At 66.2% G+C, this 26786-nt stretch carries 25 protein-coding genes; 16 read left to right on the forward strand and 9 right to left on the reverse strand.

Translation table 11 applies throughout. The features are described 5' to 3' along the window. Positions 1 to 99: 99 nt before the first annotated feature. The 8 genes from EV380_RS02700 (at position 100) to EV380_RS02735 (ending at position 13423) form a co-directional block, all read left to right on the forward strand. Positions 100 to 2466: a LamG-like jellyroll fold domain-containing protein gene (locus EV380_RS02700; protein ID WP_130449184.1), complete on the forward strand. Its 2367-nt coding sequence runs from the start codon at positions 100 to 102 to the stop codon at positions 2464 to 2466. A 407-nt stretch (positions 2467 to 2873) separates the two neighbouring features. Then, on the forward strand, positions 2874 to 4133 hold the full coding sequence (locus EV380_RS02705; protein ID WP_130449186.1) for a mechanosensitive ion channel: 1260 nt from the start codon (positions 2874 to 2876) through the stop codon (positions 4131 to 4133). A gap of 563 nt (positions 4134 to 4696) precedes the next feature. Continuing rightward, complete coding sequence (locus EV380_RS02710; protein ID WP_130449188.1) at positions 4697 to 6445, forward strand: ABC transporter family substrate-binding protein; 1749 nt, start codon at positions 4697 to 4699, stop codon at positions 6443 to 6445. 113 nt (positions 6446 to 6558) lie between these two features. Then, positions 6559 to 8079 (forward strand): ABC transporter permease, encoded by a 1521-nt coding sequence (locus tag EV380_RS02715; protein ID WP_130449190.1) that lies wholly within the window; start codon positions 6559 to 6561, stop codon positions 8077 to 8079. Beyond that, positions 8076 to 9122: an ABC transporter permease gene (locus EV380_RS02720; protein ID WP_102157448.1), complete on the forward strand. Its 1047-nt coding sequence runs from the start codon at positions 8076 to 8078 to the stop codon at positions 9120 to 9122. Before EV380_RS02715 ends, EV380_RS02720 begins: the two co-directional genes overlap by 4 nt. Continuing rightward, entirely contained in the window at positions 9119 to 10816 is a 1698-nt protein-coding gene (locus EV380_RS02725) for an ABC transporter ATP-binding protein (RefSeq protein ID WP_130449192.1), read from the forward strand. The genes EV380_RS02720 and EV380_RS02725 overlap by 4 nt, the downstream gene beginning before the upstream one ends. Positions 10817 to 10948: 132 nt before the next feature. Then, positions 10949 to 12856 carry a translational GTPase TypA gene (typA, locus tag EV380_RS02730; RefSeq protein ID WP_130449194.1) on the forward strand — a complete coding sequence of 636 codons (1908 nt, stop codon included), beginning with the start codon at positions 10949 to 10951 and terminating at the stop codon, positions 12854 to 12856. A 138-nt stretch (positions 12857 to 12994) separates the two neighbouring features. Then, entirely contained in the window at positions 12995 to 13423 is a 429-nt protein-coding gene (locus EV380_RS02735; RefSeq protein ID WP_130449196.1) for a hypothetical protein, read from the forward strand. Positions 13424 to 13435: 12 nt separating this feature from the next. Here EV380_RS02735 and EV380_RS02740 read toward each other — a convergent pair whose 3' ends face one another. Together EV380_RS02740 and EV380_RS02745 are read right to left on the reverse strand one after the other, a co-directional pair. Next, a complete protein-coding gene (locus EV380_RS02740) occupies positions 13436 to 13945 on the reverse strand; it encodes a helix-turn-helix domain-containing protein (RefSeq protein ID WP_102157482.1) in 510 nt (169 codons plus the stop codon). Between the two features lie 64 nt (positions 13946 to 14009). Beyond that, on the reverse strand, positions 14010 to 14258 hold the full coding sequence (locus EV380_RS02745) for a putative acetyltransferase (protein ID WP_102157452.1): 249 nt from the start codon (positions 14256 to 14258) through the stop codon (positions 14010 to 14012). 149 nt (positions 14259 to 14407) lie between these two features. On the opposite strand from EV380_RS02745, the gene fdxA reads away from it, so the two are divergent. The 4 genes from fdxA to EV380_RS02765 all read left to right on the forward strand — a co-directional run bounded on the left by fdxA (position 14408) and on the right by EV380_RS02765 (position 18052). Further along, positions 14408 to 14731, forward strand: a complete 324-nt coding sequence (gene fdxA, locus EV380_RS02750) for a ferredoxin (protein WP_102157453.1) — start codon at positions 14408 to 14410, stop codon at positions 14729 to 14731. Between the two features lie 5 nt (positions 14732 to 14736). Continuing rightward, complete coding sequence (gene dapC / locus EV380_RS02755) at positions 14737 to 15855, forward strand: succinyldiaminopimelate transaminase (protein ID WP_130449198.1); 1119 nt, start codon at positions 14737 to 14739, stop codon at positions 15853 to 15855. Positions 15856 to 15971: 116 nt separating this feature from the next. Then, complete coding sequence (locus EV380_RS02760) at positions 15972 to 17255, forward strand: citrate synthase (RefSeq protein WP_102157455.1); 1284 nt, start codon at positions 15972 to 15974, stop codon at positions 17253 to 17255. A 188-nt stretch (positions 17256 to 17443) separates the two neighbouring features. Beyond that, positions 17444 to 18052, forward strand: coding sequence for a hypothetical protein (locus EV380_RS02765; protein ID WP_130449201.1), 609 nt, complete (start codon positions 17444 to 17446; stop codon positions 18050 to 18052). Here EV380_RS02765 and EV380_RS02770 read toward each other — a convergent pair. Together EV380_RS02770 and dapD are read right to left on the reverse strand one after the other, a co-directional pair. Further along, positions 18042 to 18956 carry a hypothetical protein gene (locus EV380_RS02770; RefSeq protein WP_130449203.1) on the reverse strand — a complete coding sequence of 305 codons (915 nt, stop codon included), beginning with the start codon at positions 18954 to 18956 and terminating at the stop codon, positions 18042 to 18044. The genes EV380_RS02765 and EV380_RS02770 overlap by 11 nt on opposite strands. A gap of 3 nt (positions 18957 to 18959) precedes the next feature. Continuing rightward, the gene (gene dapD, locus EV380_RS02775; protein ID WP_130449205.1) at positions 18960 to 19922 is read right to left on the reverse strand and encodes a 2,3,4,5-tetrahydropyridine-2,6-dicarboxylate N-succinyltransferase; all 963 of its coding nucleotides are present in this window, start codon (positions 19920 to 19922) and stop codon (positions 18960 to 18962) included. 41 nt (positions 19923 to 19963) lie between these two features. On the opposite strand from dapD, the gene dapE reads away from it, so the two are divergent. Beyond that, positions 19964 to 21100: a succinyl-diaminopimelate desuccinylase gene (gene dapE, locus EV380_RS02780; protein WP_242607479.1), complete on the forward strand. Its 1137-nt coding sequence runs from the start codon at positions 19964 to 19966 to the stop codon at positions 21098 to 21100. A gap of 78 nt (positions 21101 to 21178) precedes the next feature. On the opposite strand, the gene EV380_RS02785 is transcribed toward dapE, so the two are convergent. The 4 genes from EV380_RS02785 to EV380_RS02800 all read right to left on the reverse strand — a co-directional run bounded on the left by EV380_RS02785 (position 21179) and on the right by EV380_RS02800 (position 24417). Continuing rightward, positions 21179 to 22069 (reverse strand): amino acid ABC transporter permease, encoded by an 891-nt coding sequence (locus tag EV380_RS02785; protein ID WP_130449207.1) that lies wholly within the window; start codon positions 22067 to 22069, stop codon positions 21179 to 21181. Continuing rightward, a complete protein-coding gene (locus EV380_RS02790) occupies positions 22066 to 22746 on the reverse strand; it encodes an amino acid ABC transporter permease (protein WP_242607480.1) in 681 nt (226 codons plus the stop codon). The genes EV380_RS02785 and EV380_RS02790 overlap by 4 nt, the downstream gene beginning before the upstream one ends. 91 nt (positions 22747 to 22837) lie before the next feature. Then, positions 22838 to 23674: a glutamate ABC transporter substrate-binding protein gene (locus tag EV380_RS02795; RefSeq protein WP_130449209.1), complete on the reverse strand. Its 837-nt coding sequence runs from the start codon at positions 23672 to 23674 to the stop codon at positions 22838 to 22840. Positions 23675 to 23697: 23 nt separating this feature from the next. After that, entirely contained in the window at positions 23698 to 24417 is a 720-nt protein-coding gene (locus EV380_RS02800) for an amino acid ABC transporter ATP-binding protein (protein ID WP_423219040.1), read from the reverse strand. A 170-nt stretch (positions 24418 to 24587) separates the two neighbouring features. On the opposite strand from EV380_RS02800, the gene EV380_RS02805 reads away from it, so the two are divergent. The 3 genes from EV380_RS02805 to EV380_RS02815 all read left to right on the forward strand — a co-directional run bounded on the left by EV380_RS02805 (position 24588) and on the right by EV380_RS02815 (position 26050). Then, positions 24588 to 25379: an LOG family protein gene (locus tag EV380_RS02805; protein WP_130449213.1), complete on the forward strand. Its 792-nt coding sequence runs from the start codon at positions 24588 to 24590 to the stop codon at positions 25377 to 25379. 6 nt (positions 25380 to 25385) lie between these two features. Then, a complete protein-coding gene (locus EV380_RS02810) occupies positions 25386 to 25706 on the forward strand; it encodes a DivIVA domain-containing protein (RefSeq protein ID WP_242607481.1) in 321 nt (106 codons plus the stop codon). Between the two features lie 176 nt (positions 25707 to 25882). Then, positions 25883 to 26050 carry a DUF3117 domain-containing protein gene (locus EV380_RS02815; RefSeq protein ID WP_102157463.1) on the forward strand — a complete coding sequence of 56 codons (168 nt, stop codon included), beginning with the start codon at positions 25883 to 25885 and terminating at the stop codon, positions 26048 to 26050. A gap of 78 nt (positions 26051 to 26128) precedes the next feature. Here the strand turns inward: EV380_RS02815 and EV380_RS02820 are convergent, their stop codons facing one another. Then, entirely contained in the window at positions 26129 to 26761 is a 633-nt protein-coding gene (locus tag EV380_RS02820; RefSeq protein ID WP_130449215.1) for an O-methyltransferase, read from the reverse strand. Between the last annotated feature and the right edge of the window lie 25 nt (positions 26762 to 26786).

Raw genomic sequence — 26786 nt, forward strand, 5'->3', positions numbered from 1 at the left:
TACAACGTTGGAATTCCATCGTTCGCGCCTAATTTACAACGTTGTATGCTGCGGCCCCCGCCGCCGCGCGAACGAGGAGGAGAACCCTTGAGACAACGAATGCACCTCACAGCCGCCGCCGTGGCCGCGCTGTCGCTCGCGCTCGTGGCCCCGGCCGCGACCGCTGCGCCCCCGCAACCGGCGCCGCTGCCGACGCCGGAATTTACCGACGTCGAGGTTCACGACCCCTCGCACGTCGAGGCCGACGGCGAACACTGGGTCTTCGGCTCCCACCTCGCCGCCGCCAGCACGGAGGACTTCATGACGTGGGAACAGGAGGCCAATCACGTCACTGCGGAGAACCCGCTCTTCGGCGACGTCACGGTCGAACTCGCCGAGACCTTCGCGTGGGCCGAATCGGACACCCTGTGGGCCCCCGACGTCATCCAGCTCGCCGACGGCCGCTACTACATGTACTACAACGCGTGCCGGGGCGATTCGCCGCGCTCGGCGATGGGCGTCGCCGTCTCCGATGACGTCGGCGGCCCCTACCGGGATCTCGGCATCATCTTGCGCTCGGGCCACCGCGACGGCGAGGGCATGAGCGCCGACGGCACGCCCTACGACGGCAGCATCCACCCCAACGCGGTCGACCCCGACGTCTTCTACGACCACGAGGGCGACCTCTGGATGACCTACGGCTCCTACTCCGGCGGCATCTTCAGCCTCGAGCTCGACCCCGAGACCGGCATGCCGCTGCCCGATCAGGGCTACGGGACGCACCTCACCGGCGGGAACCACAGCCGGATCGAGGGCGCCTCGATCATGCCGGACGCCGAATCCGGCGACTACTTCATGTTCCTCTCCTTCGGCGGGCTCGACTCCGACGGTGGATACAACATGCGCGTCGCCCGCGCCGACAGTCCCGCCGGTCCCTACTACGACGCCGAGGGCAACGACATGCGCGAGGTTCGCTCGGACCCCGACCTGCCGATCTTCGACGACGCCTCCATCGAGCCGTACGGCACCAAGCTCATGGGCAGCTACCTCTTCCAGCGCGAGGTCGGCGACCCGGGCTCCGGCATCGGCGACGGCTACGTCTCGCCCGGCCACAACACCACCTATGTCGACCCCGAGACCGGCGAGATGCTCCTGATCTTCCACTCGCGGTTCCCCGGCCAGGGCGAGCGCCACAACGTGCGCGCCAACCGCATGCACTTCAACTCCGCCGGCTGGCCCGTCGTCGCGCCCTACCGCTACGCGGGCGCCGGGCTCGAGCACGTGCGCCGGGGCGACGCCGTCGGGCGCTACCGCCTCATCGACCACGGCAAGGCGATCACCGCCGACGTCGCCCGCGCTGAGGACCTCCGCCTGAACCAGAACGGCACCGTCAGCGGAGCCGTGACGGGCCGCTGGCAGGTCTACAACAAGGACCGCGCCAAGCTCACGCTGGACGGCGAAGTCTACGACGGCCGCTTCTCGCGCGAGTGGGACCCGACCGCGCAGGCGTGGGTGCAGGCCTTCAGCGTCCAGTCCGCCGCTGGCGTCTCGCTGTGGGGGAGTGCTCTCGCGCCGATGTCCGACGCGGAGATCGTTGCTGCGGTGAGCGCGGACCTCGCCGGCGGCGACTACTTGGGTGACACCTCCGCCGTCGTCGCCGACCTGCAGCTTCCCACGGAGGGCACGCACGGCTCCAACATCGCGTGGGAGAGTTCGGATCCCTCCGTCGTCACCGCGGAAGGCGCGGTCACCCGGCCCGCCCCCGGGGACGACGACGGCGCCGCGACCCTGACGGCCACTGTCGCGAGCGGCGGCCTGACCGAACGCGTGGAATTCGACGTGACCGTGCTGGCGAAGGTCGAGCAGGGGCTCGCGGCGCACTATTCGTTCGACGGTTCGCTCGAGGAGGCCGAGTCGCGCACCGCTGAGGGCACTGTCACCGGACACCGGATCGACACCACCGGCGGGCAGGTGTCCTACACCGGCGGCGTCGACGGGCAGGCCGCCGTGCTTGACGGGGCCAGCGGCATCCGCCTGCCCGACGGCGTGCTCTCCGGCAAGGAGTACTCCGTGAGCCTGTGGCTCAATCCGGAGCAGTTCACCCCCTACACCACCGCGTTCTTCGGGGCGCGGGATGAGAACAACTGGATCAGCCTGGTCCCGCAGGGCCACAGTGGCGTCGGCGGGAACACGCTGCTCTGGTCCGGGGCCACCACCTACTACGACGGCGACGCGGGCTCGCGGATCCCCGCGGGGCAGTGGAGCCACATGGCGTTCACGGTCGATCACGGCGACGTCGCCGTTTATCTCGACGGGGAGCTGGTGCACGCCGGGTCCGGATTTCCGGACGTGCTGACGACCGCGGACGGGGTGTTCGGAGTCGGCGTGAACTGGTGGGACACGCCGTTCGCCGGGGCCGTCGACGACCTTCGTCTCTACACGGGTGCCCTCGACGCGGCGGACGTGGCGGCACTGGCGAAAAGATAACCCGAAGGAGACTTGAAGATATAAGTAAACAGGATCCTCCACGGTGAATCTTTTCACGAACTATTAACCGGGAATTCGATTCTCGCGAATTGACGGGTCTGCGCGACCATGGCCGTCTCCCGGTGCATTGAAATCGGCGCGGGCATTCGAGATCGAATGCCCGCGCCGATCGGGTTCTATCCGCCCCGCGGACAGCGAATTTGTGGGGGTCAGTGGGCCGGCGATCAGTTCTAGAGGGCGGTGACTAGCGCTTTCCCTCGCCGGCGAACGACTTCCTCAAGAATTGGCGTGAATTCATCCCGTGTCCTTAAAACCCTTGTGGTGTGTCACATAACTTTCTACGCTCAAAGGGGACATCGCGATTCGGCGCCCCGGCCGGTTCGCCAGAATACGGGAGGAGAATAGTCATGCAGTCGAACTTCCTAGGTGACATCGATTGGGGGTCGATGCTCCTGAAGGTGCTCTTCGCGATCATCATCCTGGTCGTCACGTGGATCATCGCGAAGGCCGTCAAGTGGGCCATCAGCAAGGCGGTCGCCAAGATCCCGGCGCTGCAGAAGCAGGGGAACGACGGGCAGCAGATCGGTGAGTCGATCGGTCAGATCGCTTCGCTGCTGGTTTGGCTCTTCGGCTTGATCGCCATTCTGCAGCTCTTCAATCTGGAGCAGGCGCTCTCGCCGCTGCAGGGTCTGCTCGGCGGGATCTTCGGGTTCCTGCCCAACCTCATCGGTGCCGGATTCATCTTTTTCATCGGCTACGTGATCGCCAAGATCGTGCGCCAGCTCGTCCAGACAGCTCTCGCCACTGTCGATCTGAGCAAACTGACCAGCAAGTTCAAGCCGAGGGACGCCGAACCGACCGATCCGCACGAGACCAACGCCAAGGTCTCCTCGCTCGTCGGAAACCTGCTCTTCGGCGTCATCATCATCGTGGTGGCCATCGCGGCACTTCAGGTCCTCGGCATCGAAGCCATCTCGCAGCCGGCCGAGCAGATGCTCACGATGTTCCTTGCGGCCATTCCCGCCATCATCGCGGCGGGCATCCTGCTGACCATCGGTTTCGTCATCTCCTCGTTCCTCGGCAAGCTGCTCGAGGAACTGCTGCGCGGCGTCGGTACCGACCGTGCCCTCGGCAGCCTCGGCGTCGTCCCGGAGGGGGCGAGCGCCTCCGGTGTGATCACCAAGATCGTCCAGGTCGCCATCATGATCTTCTTCGCGATCATGGCGGCGCAGCTGCTGGGCTTCCCGGCGATCACCAACATCCTCCACGAGATCCTGGAGCTGGGCGGCAACGTCCTCTTCGGCGGCGTCATCATCGCGGCCGGCTTCCTGATCGCCAAGCTCATCGGCAAGTTCGTCACCCACGGCCTGGCGTCCAAGGTGCTGCGGTACTCGGCCATCGCACTGTTCATCGCGATGGGCCTGCGCTACATGGGCCTCGCCGACTCCATCATCAACCTCGCGTTCGGCGCGGTCGTCATCGGCGGCGCCCTCGCGGCGGCGCTGGCCTTCGGCCTCGGCGGACGCGACGCCGCGGCTCGGACGCTCAACAAGGTCGACTTGGACGATCTGGCCGATCCGGAGCCCGGTCCGGCGGCGGGACGGACGGTACCTCCGACGGCCCCTCCGGCTTCCGGCCCGCGGGCGGACGGCCCACCAGTGGTCTAGCGGCCCATCTCGGCCGGGTCGAACCGGCCAGAGATGCGGCGGGTGGTCCGGCGACGCGCAAGCGCTGACGGACCACCCGCCGTCGTCGTGTCAGAGAATCTTGCATCCGCCGAGCTTGCTAGACGATCCGCAGGAGAATGTCAAGAGCCGGCTGCCGTCGTCGTCGTGAGGCTTGCCGATCGCGCGGGCAGCGAGCCAGGCGCACGCTTGACTCTGCGCCGCGTCGACCGATTGGAAACTTTATGTTTCCTCGTCGAGAGGCCCGTCATGACGGGCGGGAGTGATTGGGAATCTTCAACCTGAAGTACATCCTTGATTTTCCGCCAGTGAGCCCGCTGCCACGGCCTGCGGGTGTGGATGTGATGCACGTAACGGAATGTTGCGAGTCGGTAACATTCGCCTCAAGGGCCCGAAAGTTTATATTCAAGAAACGTTTCACGGACTAGTCTCTCTCGTGTGAGGCATGCCACGCACGTTGTGTGTGGCGAAGCGGTCGGACCGGCGGAGGTCGGGACGGCCAGAAACAGTGACATGTGATTCACATGCAGACACAAGGAGGCGGAATGCGTCTGAAGCGTATTTCCACGGCAGTGGCCGCAGGAGCGATCCTGGGGCTGGCCCTGAGCGCGTGTGCGCCCGAGACGGACCCCAACGGTGACGGCGGCGGCGGCGGCGGCGGGACGGCTGCTGAAAATCAGTCGATCTCCGCGTCCGTGGGGCCGAACGACTTCATCAGCTACAACGGCTTCACCCCGGAGACCTACAGCACGTACAACTCCGCGATCGTGGACCGTATGCAGCTGGGATTCACGTACTTCGGGACTGACGGTGAGATCCTCCCCAATGAGGACCTCGGTTCCTTCGAGATGGTGAGCGAAGACCCGATGGTGATCGAGTACACGATCGCTGACGACGCGGTGTGGTCCGACGGCACACCGATCACGGTTGCCGACGCGGTGCTCGCGTGGGCATTTCAGAATCCCAACCTGAAGTCCGGCGACGAACCCCTCTTCAATTCCGTCTCCGCTGATCTTGGGGATGAGGTTCCGGAGGGACCGCAGGGTGACGCGGAGGGCAAAACCTTCACCGTGGAGTTCGCCGCCCCCAACCCTGACTGGCAAATCCAGACCTGGATGCTGCACCCGGCGCACGTGGTTGCCGAACAGGGCGGCTTGACCACCGAAGAATTCGTCGAGGCAGCGCGGGATGGCGACGCCGAGGCGCTCGCAGACGCCGCCGAATTCTGGAACACCGGTTGGCACACCGACCCAGGAACGCTTCCGGACGAAGAGCTGGTTCCTGTCAACGGCCCATACAAGCTCGGATCCTGGGAAGCTGGCCAGTCGGTGACGCTGGTTCCCAACGAGAACTACTACGGTGAGCTTGCCGCGAACGATGAGCTGGTCATGCGCTTCGTCGACCAGGGTGCGATGGTTCAGGCCCTCGACAATGGCGACCTCGACGTCATCGCTCCGCAGCCGACGGTCGACACGCTGAGCCAGCTCGAAGGGCTCGGCGACAAGGTGAACATCCACCAGGGCGACACTCTGACGTGGGAGCACCTCGACTTCAACTTCACTGAAGGCTCGCTCTTCTCGGACAATCTCGAACTGCGCAAGGCATTTGCCATGTGCGTGCCGCGCCAGCAGATCGTCGAGAACCTCATCCAGCCGATCAACCCGGAGGCCGAGGTTTTGAACGCTCGCGAGGTCTTCCCGTTCCAGGACACCTATGGTGAGGTCGTCGACGCTTCGTACGACGGCCAGTACGACGAGGTCGACATCGAGGGCGCCAAGGCGATTCTCGAGGCCGAAGGTGCTGACGGTGCCGAGGTCCGCATCGGCTACTCCGCGCCGAACCCCCGCCGTTCTGATCAGGTTGCCATGATCAAGTCCTCGTGTGACGAGGCAGGATTCGACATCGTCGACGCTGGCGATGCTGACTTCTTCCAGCCGGGTGGTACTCAGGAGCGTGGCGACTACGAGGTAGCGCTGTTCGCTTGGGCCGGTTCGGGCCAGATCACGTCGGGCGAGAACATCTACGCCACGGGTAAGCCGCAGAACTACACGGACTACTCGAATGAGGAAGTCGATGCTGCATGGCGGACCCTGGCTACGTCGCTTGACGAGTCGGTCCACCTCGAGCAGACGAAGGAAATCGAAAAGTTGCTCTGGGACGACCTGTTCGGCATCCCGATCTTCGCGCACCCGGGGCTCGACTCCTCGGCTGCGAATATCGAGAACGTCGAAGGTACAGCTACCCAGGATGGGATCGTCTGGAACGCCCCAACTTGGCAGCGGGCCGCCGAATAGTAGCTAGGTAGCCGTCCGATCAGGAGCGGGGCCCGACGCAAACAGCGCCGGGCCCCGCGTCCTGTCCGTCCACCCGTATCGGGTGGTGACGGTTTCGAAAGGAACCAGTTCCCGTGCTTAAATTCATCCTTCGCAGAATCGGTGCTGCGCTCGTCATTCTTTTCGGCGCCTCCGTTCTGCTCTACATCCTAGTCATCAATTCGGGTGACCCGCTTCAGGATCTGCGAGAAAGCAACGCTGAGAACCGCGACTACCTGATGGAACAGCGGATCGCGAATATGAACCTCGATCTGCCGTGGTACCAGCGGTATTTGACGTGGCTCATGGGTGTCGGCAAGTGCTTCGCCCTCCAATGTGACCTTGGAACCAATCGCTCTGGTGTCTCAGTCAACTCCCTCCTCGAGCTAGCGGCATCGTCGACACTGCGTCTCGTCTTGCTGGCCACACTTCTGGCCCTGGTTTTCGGCATCGCGATCGGAATCTTGACGGCTGTGCGCCAGTATTCAGGCCTGGACTACGGCGTGACGTTCCTGACCTTCCTCTTCTTCTCGCTCCCCGTCTTCTGGGCTGCAGTCCTGCTGAAGGAATACCTCGCCATCGGCTACAACAACTGGCTGAGCGAGCCAGACTTCAGCGTCATACAAATAACGCTGACGTCGCTGATCGCGGGCTTCCTCATGCAAGTCTTCTTAGCCGGAAGCATCCGCCGACGCATCATCACCTTTGCTGTGACTGCCGTGTTCTTCGCTGTCGCCTTGCCGGCGTTGACCGCATTGGACTTCTTCCGCAATCCGCAGCTGGGATATGTCGGAGTTGCTCTGCTGACGTTTGCCGTCGCGCTGAGCGCTACCGCAATGGCCACCGGCGTGAAGAACCGCAAGGTTCTGTATCCTGCGCTGATCACCGCAGCGCTTGTGTCGGTCCTGCAGATCGCCCTGTTCAACGTTTTCTACTACTACATGAACTGGTGGTTCATCGTTGCGGGTCTGGCGCTCGCAGTGCTGATTCCTTGGTTCATTGGACGCAAAATGGGCGGGCGCTACAGTGCGACGGCCGCGGGCGTGAGCGTCGCCACCGGTGTCATCGGAGCGGGCCTGACTGTCATCGATCACGTGTTCCGCGCGTGGCCCGGCTTCCTCGGAATGAAGCCGCGGCCTATTGCCACCATTGGCTCCCAGACGCCGAACTTCGGTGGCGACTTCTGGCAGACCATGTTGGATCAGGGCACCCAGTTGTTGCTGCCGACCATTTTGTTGACGATCATTTCGCTGGCCAGCTACAGCCGCTACACGCGCTCCTCCATGCTCGAGGTCGCCGGCCAGGACTACATCCGGACAGCACGGTCGAAGGGCCTGCCTGAGCGCACCGTGATCTTCCGGCACGCGTTCCGCAATGCACTCATCCCCATCGCCACGATCGCGGCGTTCGATTTCGCGGCGTTGATCGGTGGGGCTGTCATCACGGAGTCCGTCTTCGGTTGGAAGGGAATGGGTGAGCTGTTCATCACGGGTCTGCGCGAAGTGGATCCGAATCCGGTGATGGCGTTCTTCCTCGTCACCGGCACGGCAGCCATTCTCTTCAACTTGCTGGCCGATATTTTCTACGCCGTCATCGACCCGAGGATCAGGGTATGAGTACTCCCAAGCAACAGAAATCACCCGCGACGGGTGAAATTTATTCGCTGGCCGAGGCTGAGGACGCTCGGCTCATTCAAGAAGACGCGGAGTCGCTCTCCCAAGGGCAGATGATTCGGCGGCGCTTCCTCCATCACAAAGCAGCCATGATCTCCGTGTGCATGCTGGTGTTCATTACCATCATGGCCTTCTCCTCCATCGGATTCGCTGGCATCCCCGGCTGGTGGGACAAGAGCTACTTCGCCGCCGGATCCGTTGTCGACGGCGGGCGTCCCACTCTGAGCCTGATACCCACTTGGCTCGGTGGCGATGGCTTCATCTGGGGGGAGCACCCCTTCGGTCAGGAGAACACGGGCAAGGACTACTTCGCCCTGGTGATGCGCGGGACGCAGAAATCGATCATCATCGCGGTGATAGTCGGCGCTGTTGCGACGGCCATCGGCGCCATTATCGGCGCCGTCGCGGGCTACTTCCGTGGCTGGGTCGATTCCATCCTGATGCGTATCACTGACCTCTTCATCGTGATCCCGCTGCTGGTTCTCGCGGCGGTTCTCGGCCAGATGGCCGGCAACCTGGGTAGCTCGATTGTCTACTTGGCGCTGGTGCTGGGACTCGTCACGTGGACCGGTCTGGCGCGTCTCGTGCGCGGTGAGATCCTCTCCCTGCGCGAGCGAGAGTTCGTTTCCGCGGCACAGTCCATGGGTGCGTCCTACGGCCGCATCATTTTCAAGCACCTCCTGCCCAACACCATCGGCGTGATTGTCGTCAACGCGACGTTCGCCATCGCCGGCGCCATCTTGCTGGAGACGTCACTGAGCTTCCTCGGCTTCGGTGTGCGAGCGCCTGAATCGTCTCTGGGACTGCTCATCAGCGAATACCAGAACTCATTCACCAATCGACCGTGGCTCTTCTGGTGGCCGGGCGCCATCATCGTTGCCATCGCGCTGAGCGTGAACTTCATCGGCGACGGCCTGCGTGACGCTTTCGACCCGCGGCAAACGCAGAAACGCAGCAAGAGGAAGAAAGCGAAGGCCAACGCATGAGCACTCCAATCGAGCACCGCAAGACGTCGGTCCTGAGCTTCGCTGACCTCAGTGTGACTTTCGACACCGAGTTCGGCGACGTGGACGCTGTCAAGAAGCTCAGCCTGGAGGTGGCCCCCGGCGAGGTCGTCGCGCTCGTCGGGGAGTCCGGTTCGGGCAAATCCGTGACCTCTACCGCCGCGATGGGATTGCTTCCGCAGAACGCGCACATCACGGGTGCTGCCAGTGTCGGGGAGCGCAACGTCGTCGGAATGGATCCGGAGCAGGTCCGCAAAATGCGGGCCACGAACGTTGCGATGGTCTTTCAGGAACCGATGACAGCGCTCAACCCGGTGCTGACCGTTGAGCGGCAAATGACCGAGGCGCTGGAGCTGCACGACCTCGCGTACGGTCAGGAAGCCGTGGACCGCGCGGTGGAGCTCCTCCAACAGGTGGGTATCCCGGATCCGGCGAAGCGAATCAAGCAGTACCCGCACCAGTTCTCCGGCGGGCAGCGCCAGCGGATTGTCATCGCCATGGCGATCTCGTGCAATCCCAAGGTGATCATCGCGGACGAGCCGACGACGGCGCTCGACGTGACGGTGCAGGCGGAGATTCTGGATCTCCTGCGCCGCCTGAAGGACGAACTGGGCACGGGCATTCTCCTGATCACCCACAACATGGGCGTGGTGGCCGACATGGCCGACCGCGTGGCCGTCATGTTCCGTGGCGACCTCGTGGAGACCGGGACGGTCAAGGATGTCCTCACCCGTCCGCAGCACCCGTACACGCAGAAGCTCCTCGAGGCCGTCCCGCGATTGCGGCACGCGGACGAGGCGCTCGCGAGTGCTGAGCGTTCCGGGGTCTCGGAGCGAGAACGCCGGCTCGTGCTCGAGGCCAAAGACCTCGTCCTCGAGTACGACATGCGAGGACACAAGTTCCGCGCCGTCGAAGGAGTCTCCTTCGACGTCGCGAGCAACGAGATCCTCGGCATCGTGGGGGAGTCCGGTTCCGGAAAATCGACCATCGCCAAAGCGGTCCTCGGACTGCTGCCTGTGGCCAGCGGGACTCTCGCCGTTCAGGGGGAGAATCTCGCCGCTCTGCCTCCGAAGGAGGCGAAGGCGGTCCGCCGCAGGATCGGCGTCGTGTTCCAGGACCCGGCCGCGTCGCTGAACCCGCGTTTCCCGATCGGCGACTGCATCACGGAGCCGATGGTCATTCACAAGGTCGGGAACAGGAAGGAGAGACTCGCACGTGCCGGGGAACTCCTCGATGCCGTCCGACTCCCGCGCAGCGTCCTGAACCGCTACCCGCACGAGCTCTCCGGCGGTCAGCGCCAGCGAATCTCCATCGCGCGCGCTCTGACGCTAAAACCTGAGCTGCTCATCGCCGATGAGCCGACGTCGGCGCTCGACGTCTCCGTTCAGGCGTCGGTGCTCGAGATGATCGCTGAACTGCAGGCGGAGTACGAGTTCGCGTGTCTGTTCGTCAGCCACGATCTCGCTGTCGTCGATCTGCTCGCGCACCAGGTGGTCGTCATGAAGGACGGCCGGGCAGTCGAGCAGGGAGCCACCTCGACAGTGCTTCACGCGCCGCAGGCGGACTACACCAAGCGCCTTCTGGCGGCGGCTCCGGTTCCGGATCCCGACGAGCAGCGTGAACGACGCGAAGCGCGTCGCGCCCTGCTCCGCGAGCAGGGGCTGCGCGTCGACTGACGCGCGTCGGCAGACGGCGTATCGCGCCCCGATTTGCGGGCGCGATACGCCGTCTGCGTTTCCACCGGGTAGACTTGACACGTCTGGGCCTTTGCGCGCCCTCTCCCTCTACTCGAAGCGAGCCATTTACGCATGTCTGAAACCATCACCCGACGCGAAGACCTGCGCAACGTCGCCATCGTTGCGCACGTTGACCACGGCAAAACCACCCTCGTTGACGCGATGCTGGCGCAGACGGGCGCCTTCTCCTCTCACGGCGAGACGGAAGACCGCGTGATGGACTCGGGCGAGCTGGAACGCGAGAAGGGCATCACGATCCTCGCCAAGAACACCACCGTGTTCTACTCCGGCCCTGCGGCCCAGGGCAAAGAGCTGCTCATCAACGTCATCGACACCCCCGGCCACGCCGACTTCGGCGGCGAGGTCGAGCGCGGCCTGTCCATGGTCGACGGCGTCGTCCTCCTCGTAGATGCTTCCGAAGGCCCGCTGCCGCAGACCCGATTCGTGCTGCGCAAGGCACTCGCCGCAAAGCTGCCGGTCATCCTCGTGGTCAACAAGACCGACCGCCCCGACGCGCGCATCGACGGCGTCGTCGCCGACTCGATGGACCTGCTCCTGGGCCTCGCCTCGGACCTGGCTGAAGAGGTCCCGGACCTCGACCTCGACTCCGTGCTCGACCTGCCGGTCGTCTTCGCCTCCGGCAAGGCCGGCCGCGCCTCGACGACCCAGCCGGGCGACGGCGAGCTGCCGGACAGCGAAGACCTCGAGCCGCTGTTCGAGACCATCCTCAAGCACGTCCCGGCCCCGTCCTACGACGAGAACGAGGTCCTGCAGGCGCACGTGACCAACCTCGACGCCTCGCCGTTCCTCGGCCGTCTGGCGCTGCTGCGCATCTTCAACGGCACGCTGCGCAAGGGCCAGCAGGTTGCCTGGGCCCGCCAGGACGGCCAGCTCAAGAACGTGAAGATCACCGAGCTGCTCGCGACCAAGGGCCTCACTCGCGTCCCGGCCGAGTCCGCCGGCCCCGGCGAGATCGTGGCCGTCGCCGGCATCGAGGACATCATGATCGGCGAGACCCTCACCGACGCCGAGAACCCGAAGCCGTTGCCGCTCATCACGGTCGACGACCCGGCGATCTCCATGACGATCGGTATCAACACCTCGCCGCTCGCCGGCAAGGTCAAGGGCGCCAAGGTCACGGCACGCCAGGTCAAGGATCGTCTCGACAAGGAGCTCATCGGCAACGTCTCGCTCAAGGTCCTCCCGACCGAGCGCCCCGACGCCTGGGAGGTGCAGGGCCGTGGCGAGCTGGCGCTGGCCATCCTCGTCGAGCAGATGCGCCGCGAAGGCTTCGAGCTGACCGTCGGCAAGCCGCAGGTCGTCACCAAGGAGGTCGACGGCAAGGTGCACGAGCCCATGGAGCGCATGACCATCGACGTGCCCGAGGAGTTCCTCGGCGCCGTCACGCAGCTCATGGCCTCCCGCAAGGGCCGCATGGAGTCCATGACGAACCACGGCACCGGCTGGGTTCGCATGGAGTTCGTGGTTCCCGCCCGCGGCCTCATCGGCTTCCGCACCAAGTTCCTGACGGAGACCCGCGGCGCCGGCATCGCATCCTCGCTCGCCGATGGCTTCGAGCCGTGGGCCGGCCCGATCGAGTACCGCACCAACGGCTCGATGATCGCCGACCGCGCCGGCGTCGTGACCCCGTTCGCGATGATCAACCTGCAGGAGCGCGGCTCGTTCTTCGTGAAGCCGACCTCCGAGGTGTACGAGGGCATGATCGTCGGCGAGAACTCGCGCGCCGACGACATGGACGTGAACATCACCAAGGAGAAGAAGCTGACCAACATGCGCTCTGCCGCTGCGGACACCTTCGAGAACCTGACCCCGCCGCGCATCCTGACGCTCGAGGAGTCCCTCGAGTTCGCCCGCGAGGACGAGTGCGTCGAGGTCACCCCGGACGCCATCCGCATCCGCAAGGTTCTGCTCAACGCCAACGACCGCAGCAAGGCCCAGCGCGCCCGCGCCCGCGCCTGATCTGCTTCCTCGTACGACGACGCCTCGTCGCCGCCGGTTCGCACCGGTGGCGGCGGGGCGTTCTCGCGTTTCAGGGGCGGAGTCGCGCGCAGGACGCGTAGACTGATCCGGACCTCTCGAGATCCCCTGGAAGGACCCATGACGCAGCAGCAGGCCAGCCAGCCCACGAGCGCCCGGTACGGCACCATCGTCGGAGGGATCGCCGCCGTCGTCGCCGGGCTGCTCACGGCACTGCTCGGCACGATGCTGCACGGGCAGATCCTCTACTTCGGCGACACCCCCGTGACGTGGGGTGCGTTCGCCGCGCTCGTGCTCGCGACGGCGTTCTTCACGCTGGCGGCGACGTACTCGGAGCGGCTGTGGGCCGCCGCGCTCGCGGGCACGCTGGCCTACGGCGTCGTCGCGCTCATCTCGTTCGACTCGGTCAACTGGCTTATCGTCCCGTGGAGCAACCGGGAGCACATGTTCGGCCCGGCGCTTGCCGGGTCGCTGTGGACGTTCGGACTGGTCGCGGCGACGATCGTCGCGCTGTTCCTCTCGGCCGCAGCCCTGCGCCGCCGCCGGTAGGCGGGCCTGGCCTCAGCCCGCGGTCTGGTCGAGGTGGTGGGCCAGGAAGAGCGAGGTGGCCACGCCGTCGTCGTCCGCCGGGCGCATCGCATACTCGGCGAGCAGGTCCTTGATCCGCCCGAGCATCTCCCGCTGGTCCTCCTCGGTGAGCTTGAGCCCGATCCGCATCACCTGGATCTCGTCCGGTGCGAGCCCGTCGATCTCCTGCAGGAACGTGTCGACGAGGACGGGCGCCGCATCGGGGATCTTGGTGCCCCAGGACATGCGCGTCGCGCGGTAGGGGACCTCCTTGGCACCGCGGTTGCCGCGGCGCGTCTCGCCCGCTTCGAGGAACCCGTTGCTCAGGAGTGTGCGCACGTGGTGCAGGCTCGTCGCGGGGTTGATCTCGAGGAGGTCCGCGATTTCCTTGTTGGTGCGCGCCTTGTGCAGGCACAGGCGGAGGATGCGCAGTCGCAGCGGCGAACTCAGGGCGCGGGCACGGGCCTGGAGTTCTTCGTCAGTAGCGGCTTGGGCAGAAGACATGCCTGCCATCATACGGGAAGAGAACGAAGTGATTGGTGTTTTCAAACCGGAGATGAAGCGAAGATCACGGGCCGCGGCGACGGCGCGGCGGGGCCGGCGGCACCTGTTTCGCGTGGGTGATGTCCGCCAGCGGCACCTTAACCGCCCCGGAGCGGGTCTCGATGACGACGACGGCGCCGTCGTCGTCCGTTTCGATCCCGGTGAACGTGCCCAGAGCGTCGGAGAGCGTGGGCCCGTGCCCGGATGCGCGCAGCCGATAGCGCACGACGATTCGTTCGCCGGCGGGAAGGTCATCGAAGGAGCGGATGGTCACATTAAGTAGCCTACCGTCACACCAGGAGACCGAATGCTGTGTGCGGGCGCAGGGACTAAGCTGGTACCTAGTCGTCTGCGCCCGGACTTCCGTGCGGGGCGGCGACGCCAGCTTCGAGAACACAGACCAGTAGGAAGGCAGCGGGTTCAGTGACCTACATCATCGCCCAGCCGTGCGTGGACGTGAAAGACAAGGCCTGCATCGACGAATGCCCCGTCGACTGCATCTACGAGGGCGACCGTTCGCTGTACATCCATCCGGACGAATGCGTCGACTGCGGCGCCTGCGAACCGGTCTGCCCGGTCGAGGCCATCTACTACGAGGACGACGTCCCCGACGAGTGGTCCGACTACTACAAGGCGAACGTCGAGTTCTTCGACGAGATCGGTTCCCCGGGAGGTGCGGCGAAGATGGGCAACACCGGCAAGGACCACCCCTTCGTGTCCGCCCTGCCGCCGCAGAATCAGGCCTGAGTCGGATGCTGACGCTGCCGGACTACCCCTGGGAGTCGCTGCGCCCGTACCGTGAGCAGGCCGCGGGGCACCCCGGGGGAACGGTCGACCTGTCGATCGGTACGCCCGTCGACCCGACACCGGCCGTCATTCAGGACGCCCTGCGTGCCGCAGCCGACGCGCCCGGATATCCGACGACTCACGGCACCGTGGCGCTGCGCCAGTCCATCGCGGACTGGTTCGCGCGCCGTCGCGGCGTCCCGGGCCTGGATCCGGCGAACGTCATGCCCACGGTCGGCTCCAAGGAGCTCGTCGCGTGGCTGCCGCTGCTGCTCGGGCTGGGGGAGGGCGACGTCGTCGTGCGCCCCGTGGTGGCGTATCCGACCTATGACATCGGCGCGCAGCTCGCCGGCGCGACGTCCGTCGCGGCCGACTCGCTGCGCGATCTGGAGGACGACGTCCGCTCTCGGGTCAAGCTCGTCTGGGTGAATTCCCCGGGCAACCCGACCGGCATCGTCCGCTCCGCAGATTCTCTGGCCGAGGTCGTGTCCGACGCACGTTCCCTCGGGGCGGTCGTCGCCTCCGACGAGTGCTACTCCGAGTTGGGCTGGGGCGACTGGGAGGCCGGTGTGCCGGGCCTGCTGGAGGAGGCCGTCAGCGGAGGCGATCACACCGACCTGCTGGCCGTGTACTCGATGTCGAAGCAATCCAACGTGGCCGGCTACCGCGCCGCCTTCGTGGCCGGGGCCCCCAACCTGCTGCCGAGCCTGATCAACAACCGGAAACACGCGGGCATGATCGTGCCCTATCCGGTGCAGGAGGCCATGCGCGTCGGTCTCGCCGACGATGCCCACGTTCAGGCCCAGAAGGACCTCTACCGCGGCCGCCGCGAGCGCCTGATTCCCGCCCTCGAGGCGTTTGGGCTGCGCATCGAGCACTCGCAGGCGGGCCTCTATCTCTGGTGCACCGCGGGCGAGGATACGTGGACGACGGTCGGCCGGCTCGCAGAGCTCGGCATCGTCGTCGGGCCCGGCAGTTTCTACGGGGACGCCGGAGAAGGTTACGTGCGAGTAGCTTTGACGGCCGCGGACGAGCGGATCGACGCCGCAAAAGCACGACTCATGGCCGCTGTCAAGGGGCCGTAAAGCAGAGCGTCGATTAGATATGTTGTACGTCATGCCGGTACCGTGTTGCCTGATTATCGCTGAGGCGCAATCGCGTTGACGCTCGATCCACCTTCACTCCGAACCAAGGAGAGGTTATGACGGAACAGAAATCAGCGCGCCTATCGTTCAATGGCGCCGACCTGGAACTGCCGGTGGTCCCGGCGGTCGAAGGAAACGCAGGCTTCGACATCGCACCGATGCTCAAGTCCACGGGCAACGTCACCTACGACCCCGGCTTCATGAACACCGCGGCGACCAAGTCCGAGATCACGTACATCGACGGCGGCGCCGGAATCCTGCGTTACCGCGGCTACCCGATCGAGCAGCTGGCCGAGAAGTCGAGCTTCTTGGAGACCAGCTACCTGCTCATCTACGGCGAGTTGCCGACCCCGACTGAGCTCGAGGCCTTCGACCAGAAGATTCGGCGCCACACGCTGCTGCACGAGGAGCTCAAGGGCTTCTTCGGCGGCTTCCCGCGCGAGGCCCACCCGATGCCGGTCCTCTCCTCCGCCGTTTCGGCGTTGTCGACGTGGTACCAGGACTCCCTCGACACGAGCGACGAGGAGCAGGTCGAGCTGTCCACAATCCGCCTGCTGGCCAAGATGCCGGTCATTGCGGCCTACGCCTACAAGAAGTCCATCGGCCAGGCGCTGCTCTACCCGGACAACTCGCACAGCCTCGTCGAGAACTTCCTCCGCTTGACCTTCGGCACGGCCGCCGAGCCGTACGTCATGGACCCGGAGATCGTGAAGGCGCTGGACCTGCTGCTCATCCTCCACGCAGACCACGAGCAGAACTGCTCGACCTCGACCGTGCGGCTCGTCGGCTCGGCCCAGGCGAACATGTTCGCCTCGGTCTCCGCCGGCATCAACGCCCTCTCCGGCCCCGCACACGGCGGCGCCAACGAGGCCGTCCTGAAGATGCTTCGCACTATTCAGGCGGAGGGCGTCAGCCCCGAAGATTACATGGAGAAGGTCAAGAACAAGGAGGACGGCGTCCGCCTCATGGGCTTCGGCCACCGGGTCTACAAGAACTACGACCCGCGCGCCAAGCTCATCAAGCAGACGGCGCACGATATCCTCGGCAAGCTCAGCGGTGGAGACGAGCTCCTGGACATCGCCATGCGCCTCGAGGAGAAGGCCCTCGCCGACGACTACTTCATCGAGCGCAAGCTGTACCCGAACGTCGACTTCTACACCGGCCTCATCTACAAGGCCATGGGCTTCCCGGAGAAGATGTTCACGGTTCTCTTCGCCCTCGGCCGCCTGCCGGGGTGGATCGCCCAGTACCGCGAGATGATCCAGGAGCCGGGCCTGAAGATCGGCCGCCCGCGCCAGCTCTACGTGGGCCACCCGGAGCGCGACTACCCGACCCGCTAGGTCCGGTGCACCCCCACGGCGCCGGCGAGTACTCACGTACTCGCCGGCGCCGTTTGCGATTAAATGCTGGCGCGGGGCCACAGCCGGGGCTACGGTGGAAATCACAGACTAAGAAGTCTCACGAGTGATGGGCGGTTGCAGTGTTCGAGCGCTCCGGTCCGGGCTGGCAGGTATCGGCCAGAAGCCACATGAGTATGCTGATCGCGCTCTATCTCCGCGATCTGGCCGGCATCCGCAGGGCCTCGCCCGCGCTCTGCGATTCGCCGCAGACTCCGATGCTGAGTCCGCTGAGCCCGCCGGTGAAGCCGCGCGCCGCTGATGAGTTCAGCCGGGCGGAGTTCGCCGAGCTGTGCCAGGAATGGCACCAGTGGTGGCGGCGCATCGTCACGCGGTACGACGCCGACGGGTCGCCGGACGAGACGGAAACACCTGAGCCGGGGCTGCTCGGGCAGCCGCACTTCAACGCCTACCGGTCTTCACCGTCGCTGCAGCGACTGCTCCGCGCCCACTACGGGGCGGCGACCGACTGGTCGCACGAGCGGCGCCGAGAGTACAACGCGCTGAGCCGCGAACACGCCGCCGCGGGTCGCCGGCAGGTGCTCGAGTCGCTTGTCGAGGAACGGTCCCTGGAATCGGACCCGCAAGACGTTCTGACGCTGAACATGATCGAGCTGCCGTTGGCCGAGCGCCGGGCGTGGCTCGTGGGGGACCGGACCGTGATCCTGAGCCAGGAGCTGGTGCGCGACGAGCGCCTGCTGCGCAGCTACCTCGAGCCGATGATCCGCCTTATCCGGTAGGGGTGCCCGGGGCGGCGGACACCGTGACGATCACGTGCCCGTCCGTCGTGCTTCCCTGGACCCAGCGGTTCTCCGCCCGGTTCCAGATCAGCCCGCCGAAAGAGACGGACTCGATGTTCTCCGTGCCGGCACGGGCGACCGCCCACTGCGCAATCGACCAACCCGTACGCTGGGTCAGTTCGTTCGAATCCACGAGCCCGCCGGAGGCATGTGTCGGGATGCTGAGCCGGCGCCCGTCCACCTCGGCCCGGGCGGCGAGCAAGGGGCTGTGCTGCTCACCCAGCTGGTCGCGCACGGCTGCGGCGTCGCCGGCGGCCTCGGCGCGGCGGAGGGTACAGTCGAGGGAGGCCGGCGAGTGTCCGGTCAGTGCGGAGGCGAAAGCGCGCGCGGTCGGCTCGTGCTGCTCGTAGGCCTCGGGGAAAGCGCTGCGTTGGACCTTCTGCGCGGCCTCGGTCACGCGCATCGAGGAGTAGTCGAAGCGCTCGAGCTCCGCGTAGAAGCGGTTGGCGGCGTATAAGGGGTCCATGACCTGTTCCTCGGTGCCCCAACCCTGCGAGGGGCGCTGCTGGAACAGACCGCGGGAGTCGGGGCCGGCCTCGTCCCCGTAGTCGATGTTGCGCAACTTGGACTCCTGCATCGACGTCGCGATGCCGATCGTCGCAGCGCGGGCGCGCAAGCCGCGCTCGACGGAAACGGCACCGATCAGGGCCGCGTTGGCCGCCTGGTCGGGTGCGAGCGTGTGCCGCTCGGAGCCGATGAACGCGGTGCACTGCTCGCGGACGAGGATTTGCGATTCACCGGCGTACCGCGAGACGCCGTAGATGCCCACGGCGACGACGGCGACGCTCAGGGCCAGAGTGAGGAAGGCCCTGAAACGGCGCCGCCGCCGTCGTCGTGCCGCCATCGGCTAGTTGGCGTGCAGCGCGGAGTTGAGCTCGACCGTCTGCCCCTTGCGCGGCAGGGCCTCGACCGCACCGGTGGTGGAGTTGCGACGGAAGAGCAGGTTCTTCACGCCCGAGAGCTCGAGCGCCTTGACGACCTGGTCGCCGAGGGTGATGCGCGTGCCCGCGGTGACGTAAAGCCCGGCCTCGACGACGGAGTCGTCGCCGATCGAGATGCCGACACCGGCGTTCGCGCCGAGCAGCACGCGTTCGCCGATGACGATCTTCTCCTTGCCGCCACCGGAGAGGGTGCCCATGATCGAGGCGCCGCCGCCGACGTCGGATCCGTTGCCCACGACGACGGACGCGGAGATGCGGCCCTCGACCATGGAGCTGCCGAGCGTGCCGGCGTTGAAGTTCACGAAGCCCTCGTGCATGACCGTGGTGCCCTCGGCGAGGTGGGCGCCGAGGCGGACGCGGCCTGCGTCGCCGATGCGCACACCCGAGGGCACGACGTAGTCGACCATGCGCGGGAACTTGTCGACGCCGAAGACGGTGACGTTGCCGCGGCGGCGCAGTTTGAGGCGCGTCAGCTCGAAGCCCTCGACCGCGCACGGGCCGAAGTTCGTCCAGACGACGTTCGTGAGCAGGCCGAAGACGCCGTCGAGGTTGATCGAGTTCGGGGCCGCCAGCCGGTGCGAGAGCAGGTGCAGGCGCAGCCAGGCGTCGGCCGTGCTGGTCGGCGCCGCGTCGAGGTCGGCCTCCACAGTGACGACCTCCTGGCGGGTGCCGCGATCGGCGTCCTCGATGGCGGAGGCGTTCAGGTCGGCCGTGAGGTCCTGCGCGTCGGCGAGCGAGCCCAAGGCGGGGGCGGGGAACCAGACGTCGAGCACGGACCCGTCGGCGGCGACCGTGGCGAGGCCGTGGCCGGCGGCCACGCGTACGTCGGTGTTTCGGGCAGCGGTGGGCTGAGCGGAAGCAGAAGTCATGATTCCATCCTAACGGCGGCGACCGGCGATAGGATGGTTCGGTGACTAACCATAAACACGTGAAAGACGGCGTCGTAGCGGCCCCCGCGCACCTGGACCTGGAAGGGGATGTCGCGGAGCTGACGGCCCGGCTGATGGACATCGAATCGGTCTCCGGCGGCGAGGCGGCGATCGCGGACGCCGTCGAGGCGGCGTTGGCGCGGCTGCCGCACCTGAGCGTGCACCGCGACGGAGACTCGATCATCGCGCGCACCGAGCTCGGTCGCGCCGAGCGCGTCATCCTGGCGGGGCATCTGGACACGGTTCCGCTGCCGACGACGCCCGGCTCCCGCGGCACCGTGCCCTCGGTGTGGGAGAAGGACGACGACGGCACCGACGTGCTCTACGGGCGAGGGGCGACCGACATGAAGGGCGGCGTCGCCGTGCAGCTCGCGCTCGCGGCCGGGCTCACCGCGCCGAACCGCGACGTCACCTACGTGTTCTACGATCACGAGGAGGTCGAGGGTTACAAGTCGGGGCTCGGCCGGCTCTTCCGCAACAGTCCGGAGCTTCTCGACGGCGACTTCGCGATCCTGCTCGAGCCGACCGACGGGACCGTCGAGGGCGGCTGCAACGGCACGATCCGGTTCCGCGTCACGACGAAGGGCCGGGCCGCCCACTCGGCGCGCGCGTGGATGGGGGAGAACGCGATCCACAAGATGGCCGACGTGCTGACCCGGCTCTCCGTGCACCGGCCCGTGACCGTGAACGTCGACGGGCTCGACTTCCGCGAGTCGCTCAACGCCGTGAAGATCGGCGGCGGCATCGCCGGCAATGTGATCCCCGACCACTGCGAGGCGGAGATCAACTACCGGTTCGCCCCGGACAAGGACCCAGACGGTGCCGAGGCGTACGTCCGGGCGCTGCTGCCGGGCTACGATCTCGAGCGCACGGACGCGGCCGCCGGTGCGCGCCCGGGCCTGAACCACCCGGCCGCCGCGGCGTTCGTGGCGACCGTGGGCCAGAAGCCCAAGCCCAAGTACGGCTGGACCGATGTTGCGCGGTTCTCCGCCGCCGGCGTCCCCGCGGTGAACTTCGGCCCGGGCGACGCCCTACTGGCGCACTCCGATGACGAGCACGTCCGCGCCGACGCAATCCGCGCCTGCTACGGCTCGCTCCGGGAGTGGTTGACCGCCTGACGCGCGAGCACCCGACGCGAAAACGGCGCCGCACCCGAACGGGGGTGCGGCGCCGTCGTCGGCTTGCCGACAGACCGGTCAGACCGTGGCGGTCGTTCCCATCGTCTGCGGGGGCCCGGGAGCTTCTCCCGGTCCTTCGTCCGTGGCGTCGGCGCGTGCACGCCGGCGGGCGACGCGGGTCGATACCCACTGGGCCAGGGAAGTCAGCGCGAAGTTGATCAGGATGAAGATCACCGCGGCGACGAGCAGGGCCTGGAAGACATTCGCGTTGCCCGTACCAACCAGACGCGAGCTGAAGAGCAGCTCGTTGTAGTTGATGATTGCGCCCAGCGCCGAGTCCTTCAGGATGACGACGAATTGACCGAGCAGCGCCGGCATCATCGCCACGAGAGCCTGCGGGACTTCGACGAAACGCAGTGATTGGCCCCGCGTCAGGCCGATCGCGATACCGGCCTCCCGCTGGCCCTTGGGCAGCCCGTGCACGCCCGAACGGACGAGCTCTGCGACGACGGAACCGTTGTAGAGCGTCAGCGCGAGCACGACGGCGACGAAGGGGGCGTCTCCCTGGGGGACGATCCCCATACGACCGAAGAAGATCCAGAAGAAGATCATCATCAGCAGCACCGGTACGGCGCGGAAGAACTCCACGACGACTGAGCTGATGCCGTTGATGATCTTGTTGTGGGCCAGTCGCCCCATGCCGAAGATCATGCCGAACGCGAGCGAGGTGAAGATCGCGATCGCAGCCGATTTAAACGTGTTCATTAGGCCGGGCAGGAGGTAGTTCTGCCACGTGCTCGACTGGGTGAAGGACGTCCACTTCTCGGGTGCCAGCTGGCCGTAGTCCGCCAAGACGGAGATCACCCAGACGATCAGCGCGATGAAGCCGAGTGCGCCGATGATGTTGAGGATCAGGATGCGGCGCCGGGCCTTGGGGCCGGGCGCATCGAAGAGGACAGAACCGCTCATCGTGTCACCGCCAGTTTCTTGGACAGGTATGTCGCCAGCATGCCGACCGGGAGGACCACGATCACGAAGAAGGCCGCGACGGTGAGGAAGATCGGGATGCCGACGTCGGGCCGGAACTCCATCATCGTCCGCATGGTCCCCGAGATCTCTGCGACGGAACCGGCCATTGCCACCGTCGAGTTCTTGATCAGGGCGATGAGCACGTTGCCCATGGGCGCGATGGAACCCCGCAACGCCTGCGGGAAGATGACGAGGCGGGCGGCCGGCAGGAAGCTCAACCCGATCGCCCGGGCCGCCTCCGCTTGGCCCAGGGGGACGGTATTCACGCCCGATCGGATCGCTTCGCAGAAGAACGCCGCGTGGTAGACCGTGAGGCCGATGATCGCGATGCGGAAGAAGTTCAGATTGAAGTCGTCCGCGATCTGGACCTGGAAGACACCAAAGAGGACGAGGACACCGAAAGTCATGATGATCGTCAGCGGGGTGTTGCGGAAGATGTTCACGTAGGCAGCGCCGACCCAGCGCAGGCTGGTCACGGGTGAGATGCGCATCAGGGCCAGCAGCGCCCCGAGCGTGACCGAGGCGATCGCCGCCCAGAAAGTGAGCTGGATGTTGGTCCAGAAGGTCTCCAACATCCGCGGCCCGTACGTCTCCCAGAGAGACAGGTAGGCTTCCACGGCCTAACTCCTTTTCAGTGGGTGTGGAACCTCTGAGGGGCCGGCACCCGGCTCGCGCCGGGCTGCCGGCCCCTCGAGGTCACAGCATGGTTCAAGCGCAGGCGTCGGGCTCCGGCGGGTTCATGTCGGAGGGCTCGTAGCCGGTGCCGTCGGTGTTGGTCGAGACGGCCTCTTCCCAGGCGCCGTCGTCGATCATCTTGGTGATGGCCTCGTTGATGGCCTCGCACTGGTCGGATTCCTTGTTCAGGCCCACGCCGTACTTCTCCTCGGAGAAGGGGTTGCCGACCACCTTGAACTTGCCCTGGTTGGCTTCCGTGGCCGCCAGCCCGGCGAGGATGATGTCGTCGGTGGTGACCGCGTCGATGCCGCCGGTCTCCAGCAGGCCGAGGCAGTCCGCGTAGCCGCCCTGCTCGACGAGGTCGATGCCCGGGTGCAGCTCCTGCAGCTTGCTCGCCGACGTCGAGCCAGTGACCGAGCACAGCTGCTTGCCTTCGAGGTCCTCGGGCCCGGAGATCTCGCTGTCGTCCTCGCGGACGAGCAGATCCTGGCCGGCGACGAAGTACGGTCCGGCGAAGGCGACGCGCTCCTTGCGTTCGTCCGTGATCGAGTAGGTTGCGAAGATCATGTCGACGCCGTTGGTCTCGAGTAGCGTCTCGCGGTTGGCGGACGGCGCGGAGACCCATTCGATGTTCTCTTCGCTGTAGCCGAGCTCGTTCGCGACGTACTTGGCTACGTCGACGTCGAAGCCGGTGTATTCGGCGCCTTCCTGGAATCCGAGGCCCGGCTGGTCGTACTTGATGCCGATTCGGATGCTGTCTCCGCCGCCGTCGGCCCCGTCGCCGTCGTCGTCGGTGGAACCGCCACAGGCGGACAGTGTCAGTGCGGCGATGGCGGCCATGGACGCCATCGCGAGATTCTTCTTGCGCATGTTCTTCTCCTTGTGATGAGTGGTCAGTGGGTGATCAGCTTGCCGAGGAAATCCTTGGCCCGGTCCGACTGCGGGTTCGTGAAGAACTCCTCGGGTTTGGCCTGCTCGACGATCTGGCCGTCGGCCATGAAGACGACCCGGTGGGCCGCCTTGCGGGCGAAGCCCATCTCGTGGGTCACGACGATCATCGTCATGCCCTCCTGAGCGAGCTCGACCATCGTGTCCAGAACCTCCTGGATCATCTCCGGGTCGAGGGCCGAGGTCGGCTCGTCGAACAGCATGACCTTCGGCTTCATCGCCAGCGCGCGGGCGATCGCCACGCGCTGCTGCTGCCCGCCGGAGAGTTGCGCAGGCAGCTTGTCCTTCTGATTGGCCACGCCGACGCGAGTGAGCAGCTTCATCGCGAGCTCCTCCGCGGCCGCCTTCTTCATGCCCTTGACCTTGATCGGTCCCAGGGTCACGTTCTCGAGGATCGACTTGTGGGCGAAGAGGTTGAAGGACTGGAAGACCATGCCGACGTCAGCCCGCAGCTGGGCGAGCGGTTTGCCCTCCTCGGGCAGGAGAGCGCCGTCGATGTAGATGTCGCCGTCGTCGATGGTCTCGAGCCGGTTGATCGCACGGCACAGGGTCGACTTGCCGGACCCCGACGGGCCGAGGACGACGACGACTTCGCCGCGGGCGACCTCGAGCTCGATGTCCTGCAGCACGTGCAGGGAGCCGTAGTGCTTGTTGACCTTGTTCATCCGCACGACCGGCCCGGCGGATCCACCCTCGTTGGTCTGCGTTTCTTTCATGTGACTGACCATACTCGAAGTGTGGCTGGTCACAAGGGTGTCTTGGGGTTGCCTGAGAAAATTTAACCCGTTCGCAACTCAATACGACCCGGTGGAACGAACGGGCATAGGCTGGACGCATGGGACGCCACCACATCTCCTCGAGCGACTTCGACGCACTGCCGGACCCCGCGCGGCGCAAGGGCTCCGTGACCCTGCGCCGCGAGCAGGCCGACATCAAGCAGGCCGACGAGCTTCTCTTCGACGCGCCGCGTGATACGAGCTTCGTGCACTCCGACCCGTGGCGCGTGCTGCGCATCCAGAGCGAGTTCATCGAGGGCTTCGGCACGCTGGCCGAGCTGGGGCCGACGATCTGCGTCTTCGGGTCTGCCCGAACCCACCGCGGCAGCAAGGAGTACGAGCAGGCCGAGAACATCGCCCGGCTCCTTGTCGGGCGCGGCTACGCGGTCATGACCGGCGGCGGTCCCGGCGCCATGGAAGCGGCGAACAAGGGCGCGGTCGAGGCCGGCGGGACGTCCGTGGGCCTCGGCATCGAGCTGCCCTTCGAGACGGGTCTGAACGAGTGGGTGGACCTCGGCATCAACTTCCGCTATTTCTTCGCCCGCAAGACGATGTTCCTGAAATACTCGCAGGGCTTCATCGTGCTCCCCGGGGGGTTCGGCACCCTCGACGAGCTGTTCGAGGCGCTGACGCTCGTGCAGACCGAGAAGGTCACCAACTTCCCGATCGTCCTCTTCGGCACCGCGTTCTGGGGTCCGCTGGTGGACTGGATCAAGAACACGCTCGTCACCCAGGGCACCGTTTCGAGCAGCGACGTCGACCTCTTCCACCTCACGGACGACCCGGAGGACGCCGTGCGGTGGGCGACCGCCTACCGCCCCGATGCCTCCGCGGGTCCCGGCGAGGGGTAGGGCGCCATGGAGTACGTGCTGCTGTTTCTAGCAATCGTGGTCCTCGGGGCCACCGTGTTCCTGGTCGTGGGCCGCCGTCGAAGCGGCGAGCCGTTGCCCACGCAGGAGCTGGGGGAGCCGACGACGTCGCTGCCGCCCGTGCTGCTGCCGGAGCGCATGCGGGCGGAAGACGTGCGGCACGTCCGCTTCTCGCTGGGGGCGCGCGGCTACCGTTGCGACCAGGTCGACGACGTCCTCGACGCGCTCTCCGCAGAGATCGAACGGCTGCACGGTGAGCTGGATCAGGTGCGCGCCGCCGCAGGGGCGGACCGCCGGCAGGAGCCTTGATGCGGGCTCCCGGACGGTTCGTGTCGGCCTGTGATTAGCACCACGGGGCGATCTTGGGAATAATATGAAACGCAGGTTGAAAGCATCGGGCGCCAGAGGCGGGCCCCGGTGGGTTCGGCCGCACCGCTTGGCGGGGCCGCAGGGGTTCCGTTTGTCGAGGAAGGATGACAGCACCAATGGCTGCGATGAAACCCCGTACGGGCGACGGACCCATGGAAGTTACCAAAGAGGGCCGGAGCCTGATCATGCGGGTTCCGATCGATGGAGGCGGACGCCTCGTGGTTGAGCTGAACGCCGAGGAAGCGGCCGAGCTGAAGGCCTGCCTGGTCGGTGTCACCGACTGAGTCACCACATACGACGACGGCGGCGGCCGGACCGGGGGAGCCCGGCCCGGCCGCCGCGTGCGTGTCGGGGCGGCTCGCCTAGCGTTTGACGGCGAGGAACAACCCGGTGCCGGTGGGCACCAGCGCCGAGACGACGTCGTCGTTCTCGCGGAGGAGCCGGCCCGCTTGACGGGCAGCGACGGTCGAGGGCTGGCGCACGGCCGGCAGGGGAACCTTGTCCGCGTCGAGGGCGTCGTGCAGCACGAGCATGCCGCCCGGGCGCAGCAGGCGCAGGCCGTGTTCGACGTACTCGACGAGAGAGGGCTTGTCCGCGTCGATGAACACGAAGTCGTACGCGTTCGTCGTCAGCCGCGGCAGCACGTCGCGCGCGCGGCCGGAGATCGTTCGGGTGCGACTCGTCGGCACGCCGAGTTCGAGGAAGGCCGTCCGGGCCGCGGAGAGGTGGTCGACGTCGACGTCGATCGTCGTGAACACCGTCTGGGCCGAGAATCCGCGCAGCAGGCTCACGCCGGAGACGCCCACGCCGGCCCCGATCTCGACGGCGGTGCGGGCGCCGGAGCTGGCGGCCAGAACCGTCAGCAGGGCCGCCGCGCCGGTCCCGACCGGCGTGACGCCGAGCTCGTGGCCACGGTCGCGGGCGCGGGCGAGCACGTCGTCTTCCAGTGGCAGGGCCTCGGCGTAGGACCAGCTGCTGTGTTTGTCGGTGCTCATCGGGCGGTGCGATTCCTTCGGTGGG

Source organism: Zhihengliuella halotolerans (assembly GCF_004217565.1).
In the GTDB taxonomy this organism is placed as follows: Bacteria; Actinomycetota; Actinomycetes; order Actinomycetales; family Micrococcaceae; genus Zhihengliuella; species Zhihengliuella halotolerans.